This window comes from Caulobacter sp. DMC95 (assembly GCF_056313785.1).
In genome coordinates, this window is sequence record NZ_JBQUZP010000001.1 from 71,033 (window position 1) to 88,789 (window position 17,757).

At 66.0% G+C, this 17,757-nt stretch carries 19 protein-coding genes; 9 read left to right on the plus strand and 10 right to left on the minus strand.

Annotated features, from left to right (window positions below; translation table 11 throughout):
- Positions 1-6 precede the first annotated feature (6 nt).
- From ACT53N_RS00335 to rpsF, 6 genes are all read right to left on the minus strand, one after another.
- Positions 7-693: a MarC family protein gene (locus ACT53N_RS00335; protein WP_476062037.1), complete on the minus strand. Its 687-nt coding sequence runs from the start codon at positions 691-693 to the stop codon at positions 7-9.
- Positions 694-984: 291 nt separating this feature from the next.
- Positions 985-2,508 carry a replicative DNA helicase gene (locus tag ACT53N_RS00340; protein WP_310210953.1) on the minus strand — a complete coding sequence of 508 codons (1,524 nt, stop codon included), beginning with the start codon at positions 2,506-2,508 and terminating at the stop codon, positions 985-987.
- A 205-nt stretch (positions 2,509-2,713) separates the two neighbouring features.
- Entirely contained in the window at positions 2,714-5,143 is a 2,430-nt protein-coding gene (locus ACT53N_RS00345; RefSeq protein ID WP_476062038.1) for a TonB-dependent receptor plug domain-containing protein, read from the minus strand.
- A 204-nt stretch (positions 5,144-5,347) separates the two neighbouring features.
- Positions 5,348-5,932, minus strand: coding sequence for a 50S ribosomal protein L9 (rplI, locus tag ACT53N_RS00350; RefSeq protein ID WP_476062039.1), 585 nt, complete (start codon positions 5,930-5,932; stop codon positions 5,348-5,350).
- Between the two features lie 13 nt (positions 5,933-5,945).
- The gene (gene rpsR / locus ACT53N_RS00355) at positions 5,946-6,224 is read right to left on the minus strand and encodes a 30S ribosomal protein S18 (protein WP_004615089.1); all 279 of its coding nucleotides are present in this window, start codon (positions 6,222-6,224) and stop codon (positions 5,946-5,948) included.
- A gap of 14 nt (positions 6,225-6,238) precedes the next feature.
- Entirely contained in the window at positions 6,239-6,613 is a 375-nt protein-coding gene (gene rpsF / locus ACT53N_RS00360) for a 30S ribosomal protein S6 (RefSeq protein WP_476062040.1), read from the minus strand.
- Between the two features lie 268 nt (positions 6,614-6,881).
- Between rpsF and ACT53N_RS00365 the strand changes: the two genes are divergently transcribed.
- Positions 6,882-7,541, plus strand: a complete 660-nt coding sequence (locus ACT53N_RS00365) for a hypothetical protein (protein ID WP_476062041.1) — start codon at positions 6,882-6,884, stop codon at positions 7,539-7,541.
- Here the strand turns inward: ACT53N_RS00365 and ACT53N_RS00370 are convergent.
- From ACT53N_RS00370 to ACT53N_RS00380, 3 genes are all read right to left on the minus strand, one after another.
- The gene (locus tag ACT53N_RS00370; RefSeq protein ID WP_476062042.1) at positions 7,516-8,325 is read right to left on the minus strand and encodes a sterol desaturase family protein; all 810 of its coding nucleotides are present in this window, start codon (positions 8,323-8,325) and stop codon (positions 7,516-7,518) included. The genes ACT53N_RS00365 and ACT53N_RS00370 overlap by 26 nt on opposite strands.
- A gap of 73 nt (positions 8,326-8,398) precedes the next feature.
- Complete coding sequence (locus ACT53N_RS00375; protein ID WP_476062043.1) at positions 8,399-9,511, minus strand: helix-turn-helix domain-containing protein; 1,113 nt, start codon at positions 9,509-9,511, stop codon at positions 8,399-8,401.
- Positions 9,512-9,581: 70 nt separating this feature from the next.
- Complete coding sequence (locus ACT53N_RS00380) at positions 9,582-10,121, minus strand: peroxiredoxin (protein ID WP_476062044.1); 540 nt, start codon at positions 10,119-10,121, stop codon at positions 9,582-9,584.
- A 169-nt stretch (positions 10,122-10,290) separates the two neighbouring features.
- Here ACT53N_RS00380 and fabD point away from each other — a divergent pair, with 169 nt between their 5' ends.
- The 8 genes from fabD to gmk all read left to right on the plus strand — a co-directional run bounded on the left by fabD (position 10,291) and on the right by gmk (position 17,408).
- The gene (fabD, locus tag ACT53N_RS00385; RefSeq protein WP_476062045.1) at positions 10,291-11,235 is read left to right on the plus strand and encodes an ACP S-malonyltransferase; all 945 of its coding nucleotides are present in this window, start codon (positions 10,291-10,293) and stop codon (positions 11,233-11,235) included.
- 18 nt (positions 11,236-11,253) lie between these two features.
- Positions 11,254-11,994, plus strand: a complete 741-nt coding sequence (gene fabG, locus ACT53N_RS00390) for a 3-oxoacyl-[acyl-carrier-protein] reductase (protein ID WP_476062046.1) — start codon at positions 11,254-11,256, stop codon at positions 11,992-11,994.
- A gap of 21 nt (positions 11,995-12,015) precedes the next feature.
- A complete protein-coding gene (locus tag ACT53N_RS00395; RefSeq protein ID WP_476062647.1) occupies positions 12,016-12,945 on the plus strand; it encodes a class I SAM-dependent methyltransferase in 930 nt (309 codons plus the stop codon).
- Positions 12,946-13,108: 163 nt separating this feature from the next.
- Positions 13,109-13,345 carry an acyl carrier protein gene (locus ACT53N_RS00400; protein ID WP_004615098.1) on the plus strand — a complete coding sequence of 79 codons (237 nt, stop codon included), beginning with the start codon at positions 13,109-13,111 and terminating at the stop codon, positions 13,343-13,345.
- A gap of 166 nt (positions 13,346-13,511) precedes the next feature.
- Complete coding sequence (fabF, locus tag ACT53N_RS00405; protein WP_476062047.1) at positions 13,512-14,792, plus strand: beta-ketoacyl-ACP synthase II; 1,281 nt, start codon at positions 13,512-13,514, stop codon at positions 14,790-14,792.
- Complete coding sequence (mltG, locus tag ACT53N_RS00410; RefSeq protein ID WP_476062048.1) at positions 14,789-15,889, plus strand: endolytic transglycosylase MltG; 1,101 nt, start codon at positions 14,789-14,791, stop codon at positions 15,887-15,889. Before fabF ends, mltG begins: the two co-directional genes overlap by 4 nt.
- Positions 15,890-15,892: 3 nt before the next feature.
- Positions 15,893-16,774 carry a YicC/YloC family endoribonuclease gene (locus tag ACT53N_RS00415; protein ID WP_476062049.1) on the plus strand — a complete coding sequence of 294 codons (882 nt, stop codon included), beginning with the start codon at positions 15,893-15,895 and terminating at the stop codon, positions 16,772-16,774.
- On the plus strand, positions 16,767-17,408 hold the full coding sequence (gene gmk / locus ACT53N_RS00420) for a guanylate kinase (protein WP_476062050.1): 642 nt from the start codon (positions 16,767-16,769) through the stop codon (positions 17,406-17,408). Before ACT53N_RS00415 ends, gmk begins: the two co-directional genes overlap by 8 nt.
- Before the next feature lie 39 nt (positions 17,409-17,447).
- Here gmk and ACT53N_RS00425 read toward each other — a convergent pair whose 3' ends face one another.
- The gene (locus ACT53N_RS00425) at positions 17,448-17,705 is read right to left on the minus strand and encodes a GlsB/YeaQ/YmgE family stress response membrane protein (protein WP_476062051.1); all 258 of its coding nucleotides are present in this window, start codon (positions 17,703-17,705) and stop codon (positions 17,448-17,450) included.
- Positions 17,706-17,757: the final 52 nt, after the last annotated feature.

Consider the following 17,757-nt stretch of genomic DNA (forward strand, 5'->3'; position numbering starts at 1 on the left):
AACGGCTTAACCCGGGTGCGCGAGCAGGAACTTGGCTACCAGGTTCTCCGCGCCCGAGGCGATGATCTGCACGCCGATGCAGAGCAGCAGGAACGCCACCAGCCGCGACAGCACCCGAGCGCCCGAGGGACCCAGCAGGCGCATCACCTGGCCCGAGGCGCTGTAGCAAAGCCAGACCAGGATCGCGACCAGCGCGGCGGCAAGACTCGCGCCGATGAAGAACGGCGCCACCGCGTCGCCTTCGGTCGGTCGCTGGGAGGAAAGGGCGATGGCCACCGAAATCGACCCAGGGCCGGTGGTGAACGGCATGGTCAGCGGGAAGAAGGCGACGTCGTGGTGGCTCTGGGCCGGCTCAGTCTGGTTGGCCTTGCGGTCCTCGTTCTCCTCGGGGTCCATCAACAGTCCCCAGGCGCGGATCGCCACGACGAGGCCGCCCGCGACCCGGAGTGCGCCGATGCTCACGCCGAAGAAGTTCAGGATATAGCCGCCCAGCAGCAGCGAGCCCAGCAGCACCAGGAAGGCGTAGAAGCCGATGGCGCGCGCCAGCTTCAACCGTTCGGGACGCGAGCGACCGCCCATGGCTTGGTCAAAGATCAGCGCCGCCCCGACCGGATTGACGATCGAGAACAGCGCCGGGAACGCCAGCAGGAAGGCGCCGATCAGGCTGGAGGTGGGCAGGGGGCTGAAGTCCATGCGACTCGTCGGGGCTTGGAGGCTCTCAACCGTGGCCCGAGGCCGTCGGGCGCGTCAAACCCCTTTGGGCTGATGTTTCTGTGCCCTGTTGGACGCTGGCGGGAAGCTGTCGCAGGTTAGGACGGCTTTCGTTGTGGACGTTCAAGATGCTCCCCCGCGCTGCGGGGGAGCTGTCGCGGAGCGACTGAGGGGGCGAGCTGGACATAGGCAGTGCTAGCCCCCTCCGGCCCTCTGGGCCACCTCCCCCGCGCTGCGGGGGAGGAACTTCGACCATCCACCCAAAGCCGTCGCTTACTCGTCCGACGGAATGTTCCGCGCCTGGGCGAAGTAGTGGTCGCGGGCCAGGTTGCCGAAACGCGTCGTGTCGCTGTTGAACGACAGGCGCACGGTGCCGATGGGGCCGTGACGCTGCTTGGCGATGATCACTTCGGCCAAGCCCTGGAGCCGGTCCATTTCTTCCTGCCAGGTCAGGTGCTCGGGCGTGCCTTCGCGCGGTTCAGCGCGGCCCACATAGTAGGCCTCGCGATACACGAACCAGACCATGTCGGCGTCCTGCTCGATCGAGCCGGATTCGCGAAGGTCGGAGAGTTGGGGCCGCTTGTCGTCGCGCTGTTCGACCTGACGCGACAGCTGCGACAGCGCGATGACCGGAACGCTGAGCTCCTTGGCAAGGGCTTTGAGACCCATGGTGATCTGCGAGACTTCCTGTACGCGGTTGGCGTTGGCGCCGAGGTCCGAGCCGGTCACCAGCTGCAGGTAGTCGACCACGATCAGATCCAGGCCCACCTGACGCTTCAGGCGGCGGGCCCGGGCGGTCAGCTTGGCGATCGAGATACCACCGGTGGCGTCGATATAGAGCGGCGCGTTCTGCAGCTCCATGGCCGCGTCGCGCACGCGCCCGAACTCGCTGGCGTCGATCTCGCCCTTGCGCAGGCGGTCGCCCGACACGCCCGAGGCGTCGGCCAGCATACGCAGGGCCAGCTGCTCGGCGCTCATTTCCAGCGAGTAGAAGGCCACCACGCCGCCCTGGACGGTCTTCTTCGTGCCGTCGGGCTGGATCTCGTAGGCGTACTTCTTGGCGATGTTGAAGGCGATATTGGTCGCCAGCGCGGTCTTACCCATCGAGGGGCGACCGGCGAGGATGATCAGGTCGGACGGGTGCAGACCGCCGATCTTCTGGTCGAGGTCCATCAGGTCGGTCGAGACGCCCGACATGCCGCCGTCGCGGCTGTAGGCCTCGGCGGTCATCTCGACCGCGCCGCGTAGGGCGTCGCCGAACGAGACGAAGCCCGAGGAGGCCGCGCCGCTTTCGGCGAGGCTGTAGAGGCTCTGTTCGGCGGCCTCGATCTGGTCGCGAGCGTTGCGCTTCTCGTCGTTGCCGCCCTGGGCCGCCGTGGCGATGTCGCCGCCGATGCGGATCAGTTCGCGCCGCAGCGACAGGTCGAAGATCACCCGGGCGTAGTCGCCGACATTGGCCGCCGGCGGGGCGCGGTCGACGAGGTCGGCCAGATAGCGCAGACCGCCTAGTTCTTCGAACGCGGGATCCTTCTTGAACTCGTCGGCCAGCAGGATCGGCTCGGCCAGTTGACCCTTGCGGACGTGGGTCTCGATCGCCTGGAACAGGCGCTGGTGGAACGGCTCGTAGAAGCAGCGGGCCTGAAGATTGTCGCTCAGGCGTTCGTAGGCGGCGTTGTCGTAGAGCAGGATGCCCAGCAGCGCCTGTTCGGCCTCCATGTTGTGCGGCGCCACGTTGATCGTGGGCTCGGGAAGGCCGGGGAGAACAAGGTCGAGCGCAGGGACGAGAGACATCGGCATAAGTTAACGCGACGCGTCTTGAGACGCGCGGGCCAGTTGCTTGGCGTCCCAAGATGAACGGGGATGTTCTGTGTATGTTTTGAGGGGCCAGACGTGCAAGAGCGCCCACCGGCCGGGGCGTCCGTTTCTGACGTCGGAGCCAAAAGAAAGGGCGCGGAGATCGCTCTCCGCGCCCACCTTGGTGAGGTCGAAAGACCCCTGCGGCCTACCAGCTGACGCTGACCCGGCCGTAGAAGAAGCGACCGTTGAAGCCGAACGGCGAGAAGCCGGTGAAGGCCGTCGCGTTGGTCGTGTTGATGTTCGCCGGCGTGCGGTTCGGGTACTCGTCGAACAGGTTGTTGGCCCCGATGGCCAGGTTGAGCCGTTCGTTGATCGCGTAGCGGCCTTCCAGGTCGACGACGGCCTTTGCGCCGGTGCGCACGTCGAACGCGCCCGTGGGATCGTTGTTGGGCGACAGGACCGAGCCGTAGAAGGTGGTCTTCAGGGTCGCGCCCCAGGCCTCGCGGCTCCAGTCGCCGGCCAGGGTGATCTTCCGCTTGGGCGTGCCTTCCTCGAAGGTCAGCACGTTGGCGCGGGCGAACAGGCTGGGGGGAACGGGCAGCGACGAGATCGTATTGGTCGTCGGCAGCTTGGTGACGTCGGTCTTGTTGAAGTTGGCGGCCGCCGTCAGGTCGAAGCGACCGGCCTGGTCATCGTCGATCCGGTAGCGCGCCACCACGTCGACGCCCTTGGTCTTAGTGTCGACGCCGTTGAGGAAGAAGCGCGCCGCCGTCACGTTGAACGGGGCCAGCAGGTTGTAGATCGCGACCGCCGTGGCCGAGCCGGTGGCTGCGCCCTGGATGTTTTCCGAGAGCACGATCCGGTTGTCGATCTTGATCTGATAGGCGTCGACCGTCAGCTCGAACGGACCGCGGTGGAAGACGAGACCCGCCGAGAGGTTGTCCGACTTCTCAGCTTCTAGCGGCTTGGCGCCCAGCACCTTGGCCACGGCGCTGGTGGCCGGGAAGGTGCCCACTTCCACCGGCGTCGAGACGCCATTGACGATGATGAAGTTCGTCGAGGTGGTCGTGAAGAACTGCTGCTGCAGAGCCGGGGCCCGGAAGCCGGTCGAGGCCGCGCCACGGATGGCGAAGCCGTCGGACAGTTCATAGCGCGCGGCCAGCTTGCCCGTCGTGGTCGACCCGAAGTCCGAGTAGTCCTCGTAGCGGATCGCGGCCGAGGCGGTGAAGCGCTCGGTCAGGCGCGATTCCAGATCGAGATAGAGGCCAATGTTGTCGCGGTCGCGCGACAGGACGTTCGACGGCTGGAAGCCCGGGAAGCCTTGAGCGCCGGCGGCGGCCGTGGTGATCGGGCCGCGATTGTATGAGGTCGGCTCGCCCGCGCGGATCGAATAGCCTTCCCAGCGCGCCTCAGCGCCGAAGGCGATGTTGAGCGGCTCGTAGGCGCCGATATCCACGCCGCGCGAGACGTCCAGGCCGACCACGGTCTGATCGTAGGTCATGCCGCCCGACTTGAAGCTGGTCTGGCTGGCCGCGCCATAGGAGGCGTTGGCCGAGCTCTCGGTGCGGTAGTCGATCTTGTTCTTGCCGTAGACGACGTTCAGATCGACCTTGAAGCCACCCAGATCGCCCTTCAGGCCGAAGGCGGCCGTCGAGTCTTCGATGTCGGTGGCGATGATCGGCAGATAGCCGTTCGGATAGATCGAGGCGACCGGCGTCTGGCGCGCGTCGCCGACGATGCGTGGGAAGGCCGCGCTGCCGCCTTCGCGGGTCTGATAGCCAGCCCACCCATAGGCTTCCCAGCCCGAACCCACCGGCAAACCGGCGTTCAGGTAGACGGTCTTGTCCTTCACCTCGGCGTCGCCGAAGCGCGAGGTCACGCGAGCAGGCGTCACGCGCGTGTCGATGTCGCCGCGGCTGGTGGGGTTGCGGTCGCGGTATTCGGCCGACACGGTCAGGAAGCCGTCAGCGCCCAGCGGCAGACCCTGCCAGGCTTGCACGGTCACGGTCTCGCCGTCGCGTTCGCGGCGTCCGTCGGTGTTGCGGGCGGTTTGGACCAGCGTGTTGTAGCCGCCGTAGGTGATCGTCGCGCCGCCGCCCGAACGGGCTTCGCGCAGGCGCAGGTTGATGACGCCGGCGATGGCGTCCGAGCCATATTGCGCCGAGGCGCCGTCACGCAGGACTTCAACGCGGTCGAGCGCGATGGTGGGGATGGCGTTCAGGTCGACAGCAGCCGAGCCGCGTCCGATCGAGCCATTCACATTGACCAGGGCCGACGAGTGGCGGCGCGCTCCGTTGACGAGCACCAGGGTCTGGTCGGGCGCCAGGCCGCGCAGCGTCGCCGGGCGGATGTGGTCGGTGCCGTCGGTAATAGCCGGACGGGGGAAGTTGATCGACGGCGCCAGCGTCGACAGCGACTGAGCCAGTTCCGTCGTGCCCGTGCGTGTCAGCGCCTTCTCGTTCACCACATCGACGGGGGCGAGAGTGTCGAGCCGCGATCGACCCGCCGTGCGGGTGCCGGTGACAACAAGCTCTTCAACGGAAGTCTGGTCCGCATCATTGGCCGTCTGGGCGTTGGCCATGGTCGCGACGCTGGCCAGCGAGGCCGCGGCGAGTAGCAAGGTCTTGTAGCGCATCGATTACCCCTCTCGTGATCAGGCGCGTGACGGCGTGGCCGTCCGCGCTGGCGAGGTCTAATCGCCCCGCGTCGAGAACATGGGTCGTTCATAAATTCGACACAAGGCGCCCGGGCCCTAAGCATTCTCATATCGGGCGCAGAAAAAAACGGCGTGGATTGCTCCACGCCGTTTCTCGTAACCAAGCTCCGATCCCGGACGGGATTAGGCTTCGTAGTGGTCGCCTTCGAACGAGCCGGCGCCGCCTTCCGCCATGTCTTGGGCGGCTTCGGCTTCGGCGGCGCGATCTTCTTCGAACTGCGAGGCGATAACATTCTCGCCGCGCGCTTGACGATCGGCTTCGTCCTGGCTGCGCGCGATGTTGAGCGTGACCGTGATGGTCACTTCAGCGTGCAGCTTCACCTTCACTTCGTGAACGCCGAGCGTCTTGATCGGCTTGTCCAGGACGACCATCGAGCGGTCGACCTTGCCGCCTTCGGCGCGGATGGCGTCAGCCACGTCGCGACCGGCGACCGAACCGTACAGCTGGCCGCTTTCGCCGGCTTGACGGATCAGGACGTATTGCGTGCCGTCCAGCGCTTCGCCGTTCTTGGCGGCCGCTTCGCGGTTCTTCACGTTGCGGGCTTCGATCTCAGCGCGTTGCGCTTCGAAGTGGGCCAGGTTCGCCTTGGTGGCGCGCAGGGCCTTGCCGCGGGGCAGCAGGTAGTTCCGGGCGAAGCCGTCCTTGACGGTGACTTCGTCGCCGAGGACGCCGGTGCCTTCAACGCGTTCGAGCAGAATGACTTTCATCGTGGCGTCTCCCTTACTTCACGACGTAGGGGAGCAGAGCCAGGAAGCGGGCGCGCTTGATGGCCTTGGCCAGTTCGCGTTGCTTCTTGGCCGACACCGCGGTGATGCGCGACGGCACGATCTTGCCGCGTTCCGAGACGTAACGCTGCAGCAGCTTCACGTCCTTGTAGTCGATCTTCGGCGCGTTGGCGCCCGAGAACGGGCAAACCTTGCGGCGACGGAAGAACGGGCGGCGAGCGCCGCCAGCGGCGGCGGCCGGAGCGCCGGCTTCGGGAGCAGTCGTATCGGTCATGATCTATCTCTCCCTTACGCCTGAGCCGCGAAGTCTTCGCGCGGACGTTCCGGGCGATCGCCACGGTCACGACGGGCGAGAACCGGCGACAGTTCCAGGTCCAGCTCTTCGACGCGGATCGTCATGAAGCGCAGAACGTCTTCATTGATCAGCAGCTGGCGCTCCATTTCCTTCACGGCCGGCGCCGGGGCGTCGATCGCGAGCAGGGAATAGTGGCCCTTGCGGTTCTTCTTGATGCGGTAGGTGAGGTTACGCAGGCCCCAGTACTCGATCTTGGCGATGTGACCGCCATTCTCTTCGATGAGGGCTTTGAGTTGCTCGTTCAGAGCTTCGGCCTGTTGCGGCGAGATGTCTTGCCGCGCGATGACCACGTGTTCGTAGAACGCCATGTTTTCCTTCTTCCGTTGTGGAAGGCGGCGCGGACGACGACGGAAGTCCGTCGACCACGATGGATCCTGCAAGCCGAGCGAGGCGAACCTCGGTCCCCGATGGGTGCGTGCAAGACCGCCTTCCGTGAGAGCGCGCGCTATTACAGGACACAGGCCCGAAACGCAAGTCGGCGCTGGGTTTGCGGGCAAAACAGGCGTTCACGCGAACTGTCTTACAAATGGCCGGGAAGGCTTCCAAGCTCAAGGTCAAGTATGCTAGCTGGCGTGCATGGGGATCGGTGCTCGTCTTTGGATCGCGCTCGCGGCGGTTTCGGCCGCCGGTGTCGCGCACGCCGAGATCATCCAAAAGCCCGCCATGTCGGTTTCGGCCAAGGACGGCCGTTTCGCCGGCTACTATGCGGCGTTGCCGCTGGATCTCTCCACCGACAAGGAAAAGGTCGCCCTGACAGTCAAGTCGTCGGGCATGCCAGAAAACCCGACCTACGATTTCGACCTGAATCTGACCCAGAAGCCCGACGATGAGCGGGTGGGGCAGCGCTCGCTGGCGGTGGGCGCCTCGTGGAACGAGAATGAAGCGCGCCTGCGCTCGTCCATGTCGAAACTGTTCGGCTTCGGTCTGCTGCCACGCGCCAACTATATCCGCCTGTCCATGGACATGGACGCCAGCCAACCTGTCGCCGCACCTGGCTTGGCGCCCGTGGCGCGCGCGAACATCCGCTCGTCGCTGACCTTGGACGGCAAACCCGTGGGCTCTATCGCCTTCGGAGGCGGGACCATGGGTGACGAAGGCATCGATCTCAGCCTCACCCGCCCGTTCGACCTGCCGGCCGAGTTCACCGTCAGCTTGCGCGGCGTCAGCAATGAGCGGGAGGCCTGGCGGCTTCAGGACGCCCGCGCCATGGTCAAGCTGGTGAAGGCGAGCTGGTAGCCGCCAGGGCCTTGTCTCTCCGCGACGTGACCGCCGCGAACCGTTGCAGATACTCCGGGTGCTCGGTGCCCATCAGCTTGTCCCACCAAGTGAAATAGAGACCGTAGTTCCAGCCCGCCTGAGCGTGATGCAGGTCGTGGTGGGTCACGGTCGTCAGCCACGGGACCAGCGGCCGACCGTCCTTGCGCGCGGGGAAGAGCTCGTAGCCGGAGTGGCCGATCGTGTTGCGGACAATCTGGTGCAGCATGAAGAGGCCGAGCACCGGCCACGGGGTCGGGACCAGGATCATCCATAGCGGCACGAACAGGCCGTTGATCGCCGCCTCGCCAAGATCGAAGCTATACGCCGTGAAGGGCGAGGGATTGTTTGAGCGATGGTGCCGCCGATGGAAACGGCGGAACAGGCGGCGGTCGTGGATCAGCCGGTGCGTCCAATAGAACCAGGCGTCGTGAGCGATGATCATTAGGGCGAGGCTGATCCAGAACCAGACCGGACCCCAGCTCTTGGCGATATAGGGGCCGGGCAGCAAACCCTCTCGGAACAGGCCAAACGTCAGTAGGCCGATCGTCGAAAAGATCGCAATCGAACGGATGGAGACCGCGAACTCGACCAGCAACTGTCGCGAGGGCGGGCGGCTGTCGCGGATCTTGCGGCCAGCCAGGGGCGCGGCCAGCACGACCCACAAGGTCAGCCAGACGCCGGCCGAAAAGATCACGTAGCGCGTGACGTCCACCTGCATGCCGACCAGCCAATTGCGGGCGAAGGGGAGAAGAGTGTCGAGCATGAAACGCTCCGAGGGTTGCGATGCCCTGACAGGAAGGTTCGAGTGATCCTCGTCCGTCTCGCCGCCCTTGAATTCAGGCGGACTTGCCAGCTTTCGGCGCACGTTCGCTGGTTTCGACCAGCCGAAGGTGGGGGATGTTGGGAGTCGTTTGCTGTCGCCAGACGGTCGGCGTGACACCCGTGGCGGCGCGGAAGGCGCGGTTGAAGGGGCCCAGGGACGCGAAGCCCAAATCGTAGGCGATGGTGGAAACCGACTTGAGCGCCTGCTCGGGATCGGCCAAGGCGACCTTGGCAGCCTCGATCCGCCGGCCATTGACATAGTCGGCGAAGTTCCGATGGCCCAGCGTACCGTTGATCAGCTTGCGCAAGCGGTGTTCTGGCGCGCCGACCAGGGCCGCCAGGGTTCCGATCGACAGGTCTTCGCCGCGCCAGACCTCGTTGTCGTTCATCGCCTTGTCGAGGCGGGCCAGGACCAGACGGTCGGCGGGGGTGAGGTCGAGGGCTTCGGCGATCTTTGAAGCCGGCGCCTGGCCTGCAGCGGTCGAGGCCTGAACGAGGACAGGCTCAGCGCGTAGCAACGCTAGGGCTGAGCCGACCCCAAGGGCGGCCGCCCCTAAAGCCTGGATCAGGCTGGGTAGGACCGGGCCCTGGCCAAAGCCAAAGTCACATAGCGTTTGAACGAACATATAGGCCGTGGCCGCAGCGGCGATCGGCGCGCGGAGGTGGCGGCGACGTTCGACAAGGTCGATCCGCCAACCCCGCCAAGCCATCAGTAGGATGTGGCTATGCAAGGCGACCGAGACGGCCGCGAAACTCCACCAGACGGCGGCTCTCGCCGACGATGGGGGCAGGAACGCGCCTGCCGCCCACTGAACGATCACGAACGCGGGGATGGCAAAGCGCCAAGTCGGGATTTTCGGTTCATCTTCGAAGAGGACGGAACAGAACAGCCAGAAGACAGCGGCCGTCCAGGCCGAGAGCGCCCAGGTGACGACGCTGAAGTGCCGCCCCTCGGCGTAGAAGAAGTGGCTGTCGATCACATGGGAGATCGCGCAGGCCATGAGCAGGACGCCCAGCCATCGAACCGGAGTCATCTTCCGGCTGGCGGCGAGCGAAACGCCGGTGGCGGCGAAGGCGCCGACGGCGAGGCCGCGCACGGCCAGTTCGATTTGCGCGAGATCGGTCATGGCCGATCATGACCGCCGGCGCGCGCGGGGCTCAACCCGCGCGCGCTGGTCGGAATCCAAAAACGCTCGCTTACTTCTTGGCCTTGTAGGCCTTCACCGCGCCCATGGTCTGTTGGACGTGACCCATGAAGTTGCCGTCGGTGTGGCTGAGCAGGATCTTGCCGTCGGGTGCGATTACGTACGAGGTGCGGTTCGACCAGTCGGGCTTCACCGCCAGGGCGACGTCATAGGCCTTGATCAGCGCCTTGTCGGCGGCGGCGACCGCGAACTTGTCGCGACAGTGCTCCTTGGAGAAGTCCTTGAGGCGGTCGACATTGCCGGCCGTCATGCCGATCACCGTGGCGCCCAGCTTTTCGAATTCCGGAGTCGCTTCAGCGAACTCGCGCGCCTCGGCCGTGCAGCCAGCGGTGTAGGCGGCCGGGAAGAAGTAGAGCACCACCGGGCCCTTCTTCAGAGCCTTGGCGAGGTTGAAGTCAAAGTCCTTGCCGGCCAGGGCGCCCTTGGCGCTGAAGTCGGGGGCCTTGTCGCCAGCCTTCAGGGCGGCCAGGGCGGGGGAAGCGACGGCGAAGGCCAGAGCGGCCGCAGCGACGCCGGCGAGAACGGATTTCATGGCGCGACTCCAAGATCTATGGGCGCCTCTGGTACGGACGCACCGGCACTTTGGACGTGGTCGCGGTGATTGCAAGCCTTGCGCGGCACACGGCGTCGCACTTGCCCGCCCGCCGGCTTTACCCTAACCCTCCCGGCCTTGAATCTCTTTAGAAACGGAGCGGGCTTCGATGAGCATCGCCTTCATTTTCCCGGGTCAGGGCAGCCAGTCGGTCGGCATGGGCGCCGACCTCGCCGAGGCCTTCGCCGCCGCGCGCGAAGTCTTCCAGGAAGTCGACGACGCGCTGGGCCAGAAGCTGTTCGCCTTGATGAAGGAAGGTCCTGAAGGCGACCTAACCCTGACCGAGAACGCCCAGCCGGCCCTGATGGCGGTCAGCCTGGCGGTGACCCGCACGCTGGAGAAGGAATTCGGCGTCGGGATCGACAAGGCCGCCTTCGTGGCCGGCCACTCACTCGGCGAATACTCGGCCCTGGCCGCCGCCGGCGCCATCAGCCTGGCGGACACTGCGCGTCTCCTGAAGCTGCGCGGTCAGGCGATGCAGCGCGCCGTGCCGGTGGGCGAGGGCGCCATGGCCTCGCTGATCGGCCCGAAGACGGATCTGGCCCTGGCCGAAGCGGCCGCCGCGGCGGGCTCGGAGGTCGGCGTCTGTGTCGTGGCCAACGACAACAACAACGGCAACGTCGTGATCTCGGGCGCCAAGGCCGCCGTCGACAAGGCCATTGAAAAGGCCAAGGAGCTTGGCGCACGGGCTATTCCGCTGAACGTCTCGGCGCCCTTCCACTGCCCGCTGATGCAACCGGCCGCCGACGAGATGGCGACCGCCCTGGCCGCAGCGACCATCGTCGCGCCACGCGCGCCGCTGGTGGCCAATGTCACCGCCGCGCCGATCCATGATCCCGACATGATCCGCAAGCTGCTGGTCGAGCAGGTCACAGGCCGCGTCCGCTGGCGCGAGAGCATGACCTGGATGGCCACCGAAGGCGGCGTCACCCGTTTCGCCGAAGCCGGCGCGGGCAAGGTGCTGTCGGGCATGGCCAAACGCATCGCCCCTGACGCCGAAGCCGTCCCCCTCAACACGCCGGCGGACCTCGAAGCGTTCGCTAAGTCGCTCTAAGCCCAAGGAAGTTCGAGCATGTTTGATCTCAACGGCAAGACCGCGCTCGTCACCGGCGCCACGGGCGGCATCGGCGGCGCCATCGCCCGCGCCCTGCACGCCCAGGGCGCGCATGTCGTGCTCTCCGGCACGCGGGAATCGGCCCTGGCCGAGCTGAAGGCGCAGCTGGGCGATCGGGCCTCGACCGTCGTGGCCAATCTCTCCGACGCCGAACAGGTCGACGGCCTCGTGGCCAAGGCCGAGGAAGCCGCCGGCGCGCCGCTCGACATCGTGATCGCCAATGCTGGCGTCACTCGCGACGGTCTGATCGTCCGTATGAAGGACGAGGACTGGGAAACCGTGATCAAGGTGAACTTGGAAGGCTACTTTCGCCTGGCGCGCGCCGCCGCCAAGGGCATGATGAAGCGCCGCACCGGCCGCATCATCGGCATCACCTCGGTGGTGGGCGTCACGGGCAATCCGGGCCAGACCAACTACGCCGCCTCCAAGGCCGGCATGATCGGCTTCTCCAAGGCCTTGGCCCAGGAGCTGGCCAGCCGCGGCGTGACCGTCAACTGCGTGGCGCCGGGCTTCATCGCCAGCCCGATGACCGACGCCCTTAACGAACAGCAGAAGGCCGGCATCCTGTCGACAATCCCGGCCGGCAAGCTGGGCGAGGGCGCCGACATCGCCGCCGCCTGCGTCTACCTGGCCAGCGATCAGGCCGGCTACGTCACCGGCCAGACCTTGCACGTCAACGGCGGCATGGCGATGATCTAGGGACTTTGCGCTCCAGCCGCTCTGGCGAAGCTTTGGGAAGGTGTCGTCATGGTGGCTGGATTGTCCTGGTTTGGGCGCGCGGGGGCGTCCCAGGCGGCCGACATGGCGCTCGCCCTGGCGGCGGAGCGCGAGGCCGCCGCCCGGGCCGAGGCCGACGCTCTTGCAGCGCGTCTTGAAAAGCTGGAAGCCCAGGTCGCCCTGACCGAACGCTATTTCACCGAGGCGTTCTGGACAGCGCTTGATGCGGCCTATGAGCCGATCCTGAAGCATCGGCCGCTGACCTGCGTCGTCTGCGGCCACACATCCGGTCGCGACGGTTTCGAGATTCGCGAAGACCGCTGCTACTTCGGCGGCGGTCGACTGGAGCGCTACGTCTGTCCGGGCTGCGACTGCGTCTTCGGGCCGCAGAAGTATCTGGACCTCGACGAGGCGTTCGTCGGCAAGGACTATCAGGTCCTCTATTCCCGATACGCCGAGGGCGACTCCACCGCCAACGAACTGCGCGCCTTTCGGTCGCTCAACGCCGATCCTGCCGGGCGTTATCTCGACTGGGGCGCTGGCGGCGGGTGGAATCGCACCCTGGAGACGCTGAAGGGCGAGGGCTGGGACATCGTCGCCCATGAGCCTAATGCTGCCGGAGCCATCGTCGAGAGCGGGGCCCAGGTCTGGGATGGCTTAACAGGAGACTTTGACGGGATTTTCTCGAACAATGTTATCGAGCATTTCCGCGACCCCGTCGCCCAGTTTCGGGCCTTCCACGCTCTGTTAAAACCCGGCGCCAAGATGGCGCACGCTTCGCCTTGCTATGACTACTGCTTCGCCTTCACCCGGTTTCATTCCGTTTTTCTGCTGGGCCGATCCCCGGATATTTTGGCGGAACGAACTGGTTTCAGGGTTGTCGATAGCGAGCGAGATGGTGAATACATCAACTACGTGTTTCAACGAGTCTGAACTTATCGACCGTTGAAGCCCCCCGTCGCCAGAGCGCTTCGCGGGAGATCGGCGCCGCTGGTCACCCGAAAAAGAACGTGATAGGCGGTGGCCCGATGAGCTGTGGTGATCTCCCTGGGAGGGGGCTGCGGCTTCTGAATTTGATCAAGAGGGACTGAACAGAATGTCCGACATTCTCGAGCGCGTGCGTAAGATCGTCATCGAACACCTGGATGCCGATCCCGAGAAGGTCACCGAGAAGGCTTCCTTCATCGATGACCTAGGCGCCGACAGCCTCGACAACGTTGAGCTGGTGATGGCGTTCGAAGAAGAGTTCGACATCGAAATCCCGGACGACGCCGCCGAGCACATCCAGACGGTCGGCGACGCCGTGAAGTTCATCACGGAAAAGACCGCCTAAGGTCTTCGGGTTCGCCTTGTTCGCGAACCGGAGTATTTCCGCCGCGCCGCACGGGCTCTTGCCATCGTGCGCGCGGCGGTTTTCGTTTGAGGCCAAGATTCGCGGTGGCGCGGAGCGGGGGTCTTTCCCACATCCAGCGTCCCGCATCGAAGGTTGGGAGTGAGCCATGCGTAGAGTTGTCGTCACGGGTATCGGCCTGCTGACCCCGCTCGGCCAGGGTGTCGATATCACCTGGAAGAACATCCTCGCCGGTAAGTCCGGCGCGAACCGCATCAGCGCGTTCGATCCCGCCGACTACTCCTGCCAGGTCGCCTGTGAAGTGCCGCGCGTCGATGGTCGCGGCGGTGGCGGCCCGGAAGTCGAGGGTTCGTTCGATCCCGACCAGACCATGAGCCCGCGCGACCAGAAGCGCGTCGACGACTTCATCCTGTACGGCGTCGCCGCCGCCGATGAAGCCATCAAGGATTCGGGCTGGGTTCCGGAAACCGACGAAGACAAGTGGCGCACGGGCGTCATCCTGGGTTCGGGCATCGGCGGCCTGTCGAGCATCGCCGACACCGCGCTGGAACTGGAAGCCAAGGGCCCGCGTCGCATCAGCCCGTTCTTCATCTCCTCGGCCCTGATCAACCTCATCTCAGGCCAGGTCTCGATCAAGTACGGCTTCAAGGGGCCGAACCACGCCGTGGTCACCGCCTGCGCCACCGGCGCTCACGCGATCGGCGACGCTGCGCGCCTGATCAAGTACGGCGACGCCGACGTGATGATCGCCGGTGGCGCGGAAGCAGCCGTCTGCAAGGTCGGCATCGCCGGCTTCCAAGCCTGCCGCGCCGTGGCCACCGCCTTCAACGACACGCCCGAGAAGGCCTCGCGTCCCTACGACAAGGATCGCGACGGCTTCGTCATGGGCGAGGGCGCGGGCGTGTTGGTGCTGGAAGAGTACGAACACGCCAAGGCGCGCGGCGCCAAGATCTACGCCGAAGTCGTGGGCTACGGCCTGTCGGGCGACGCCTACCACATCACCGCTCCGTCGGAAGACGGCGAGGGCGGCGCGCGCGCCCTGGCCGCCGCCGTCCGTGACGCCGGGCTGAACCCTTCGGATATCAACTACGTCAACGCCCACGGCACCTCGACCATGGCCGATGGCATCGAGGCCAAGGCCGTAGAGAAGTTCCTCGGCGACCACGCCAAGAACGTCGTCATGTCCTCGACCAAGTCGATGACCGGCCACCTCCTGGGCGCCGCCGGCGCCATCGAGGCCGCGTTCGCGATCCTGGCCATCCGTGATCAGATCGCCCCGCCGACCATCAATCTCGACAATCCGGACGTGGATGTCGCCATGAACCTGGCTCCGCACAAGGCCGTGCCGATGAAGATCGACGTGGCCGTGTCCAACAGCTTCGGCTTCGGCGGCACCAACGCCTCCGTCGTGTTCAAGAAGGTCTCGTGAGCAAAAAGTCGCCGCCCCGCGCCCGGGCTCCCAAGGGAGCGGGCTCCCGCCGTGAGACGGCCACCGCCGGCCGTCGCATGATGAGGGCCCTGCTCGGGGCCGTCGCCACCCTGGCTGTGGTCGGCATGGTCGCCTTGCTGGGCGCTCTCTGGGTCTACCAGGGCGCGGGCCCGGCCGCGAAGGATGGCGACAAGACCACTGTCGTGCTGCGCAAGGGCGCCAGCCTGCCCGAGATCGCCTCCAGCCTCGAGCGGGGCGGGGTCATCCGCTCCTCGTCATTGTTCATGACGGCGGCCAAGATCACTGGCGCGGCGCGAACGCTGAAGGCCGGCGAGTACGAGTTCAAGAGCCGCGCCTCGATGGCCCAGGTCCTGGACGCCGTCCGCCGGGGTCGCATCGTTCGCCATTGGATCACCGTCCCCGAGGGCCTGACCTCGGACATGGTCATGGACATCCTCAACAAGTCGACCGTGCTGACCGGCAGCGCCGCGACCCCGCCTGAAGGCGCTATCCTGCCCGAGACCTATGAGGTCCAACGCGGCGAGGATCGCGCGGCCGTCCTGCAGCGCATGATGGACGACCGCGACGCGGTGCTGAACGCGCTGTGGGCCAACCGCGCGCCGAATCTGCCCTTCCAGACCAAGGAAGAGGCCGTCACCCTGGCCTCGATCGTTGAGAAGGAGACAGGCCTAGCGGAGGAACGGCCGCGCGTCGCCGCCGTGTTCGTCAACCGCCTGCGGACCGGCATGCGTCTGGGTTCGGACCCGACGATCATCTACGGTATTTCGCGGGGACGTCCCCTGGGGCGGGGCATCTTCCTCTCGGAGCTACGTCGTCTGACGCCGTACAACACCTATCTGATCGATGGCCTGCCGCCGACGCCGATCGCCAATCCCGGCCGCGCGGCCCTGGCGGCGGTGATGAACCCGCCCAAGACCGGCGACCTGTACTTTGTGGCCGACGGCACCGGCGGCCATGTGTTCGCCTCGACGCTGGAAGAGCACAACGCCAACGTCGCCAAGTGGCGTCAGATCGAACGCCAGCGGGCGGGCCAAGCCCCGGCCAAGCCGGCCGCTGCGCCGCTGGCGGGGGGCTAAGGCGTGCCGCTGTCCGGCATGACGGGCTTCGCCCGCGTTGAGGGCGCGCATGAGGCTTGGTCGTGGGCCGTCGAGGCCCGCAGCGTCAACGGACGCAATCTCGACACCCGCTTTCGCGGCCCGCCCGGGTTCGAAACCCTGGAACGCGTCGCGCGCGACGGCGCTCAGGCCCGGTTTCAGCGCGGCCAACTGACGGTCAATGTTCAGACCAAGCGCGCCGAGGTCTCGGGCGAGACGCGCGTGAACATTCAGACGCTGGAGCGCTATCTGACCGCCGGAGGGCCCTATGTGGCCACGGGCATGGTGGCCAAGCCGACCCTGGACGGACTGCTATCCCTGAAGGGTGTGATCGAGGCGCGAGAGGACGAGGACGACGCTGAAACGCGCGCGGTCATTGAGGCCGCCATGGCCGCGTCGATCGCTCAGGCTTTGGATAGCCTGAAAGGTGCGCGCCTTGAGGAGGGTTCGGCGCTGGAGCCGGTGCTCGGCGGCCTTGTCGCGCGAATTGAACAGTTGACGGCTCAGGCCGAGTCCGAAGCTGCGGGGCAGCCCACAGTCATCAAGGAACGCTTCGCCCGGCGCATGGCCGAGCTTGTGGGCGAAGCCGCCAGCGAGGAGCGCATCGTCCAGGAGGCCGCGGCCCAGGCGGTCAAGGCTGACGTCCGCGAAGAGCTAGACCGTCTCGCCAGCCATATCGCCGCAGCGCGCGGACTGTTGGCCAGTGAAGGAGCCTCAGGCCGGCGGCTGGATTTCCTGTCTCAGGAATTCATGCGCGAATCCAATACCCTTTGCTCGAAATCGGCCCTGACCAGCCTGACCGCGATCGGTCTTGAGCTGAAGGCCGTCATTGAGCAGTTCCGCGAGCAGGTCCAGAACGTTGAATAAGTCCCATCACCCGCACCGGGGTCTTCTGCTGATGGTCGTCGCCCCGTCGGGCGTCGGCAAGACCTCTCTGACCCGCCGCCTCGTCTCCGACCACGGCGACCTGCACCTGTCGATCAGTGCGACGACGCGTGAGCCGCGTCCGGGCGAGCACGACGGCCGTGACTATCACTTCGTCTCGCGCGAGAAGTTCCAGGGCATGCTGGCCGAGGACGCTTTCCTGGAGTGGGCAGAGGTCTACGGGAACTTCTATGGCAGCCCCAAGGCGCCGATCATGGACGCGCTCAGCCGTGGCGAAAGCGTGCTGTTCGACATCGACTTCCAGGGCGCGATGAAGGTGCACAAGCAGGCAGGCCCGGACAGCGTGCTGGTCTATATCCTGCCGCCCTCTCTGGCGGAGATGAGCCGCCGCCTGCACACGCGCAGCCAGGACAGCGAAGAGGTGATCCACCGCCGGCTGTCGCGCGCCAAGGATGAGGTCGCCGCCTGGGAGCAGTTCGACTACGTGATCCTGAATGACGACTTTGATCGCGCCTACGCCGATCTTGCCCACATCTATCACGCCGAACGCCTGAAACGGGCGCGTAACCCGTGGATCGGCGATCTGGTCGGCGATCTTCTGAAGGAAGAGATCTGAGGCCGGCGACGGGCCGCGACCCGCCGCCTGCGACGCCGCTTAGACCGCGCGGCGGCCGAAGATCAGGTGGTAGATCGCCAGGATCACCACGGCCCCGACGGTGGCGACCAGAAGGCTGTAGAGGTTGAAACCCGAAACCCCGGCGTTGCCGAACTGGTTGAACAGCCAGCCGCCGACGAACGCGCCGACGATGCCAAGGACGATATCCAGCAGCACGCCGCTGCCGGTGCGGTTGACGAGCTTGCTGGCGATGAAGCCGGCGATCAGGCCCAGAAGCAGCCAGGCGAGAATAGACATCGTAGGAACTCCTCGAGCGGCCGCCCTGCGCGACCTTGCCCAATCAAGAGCT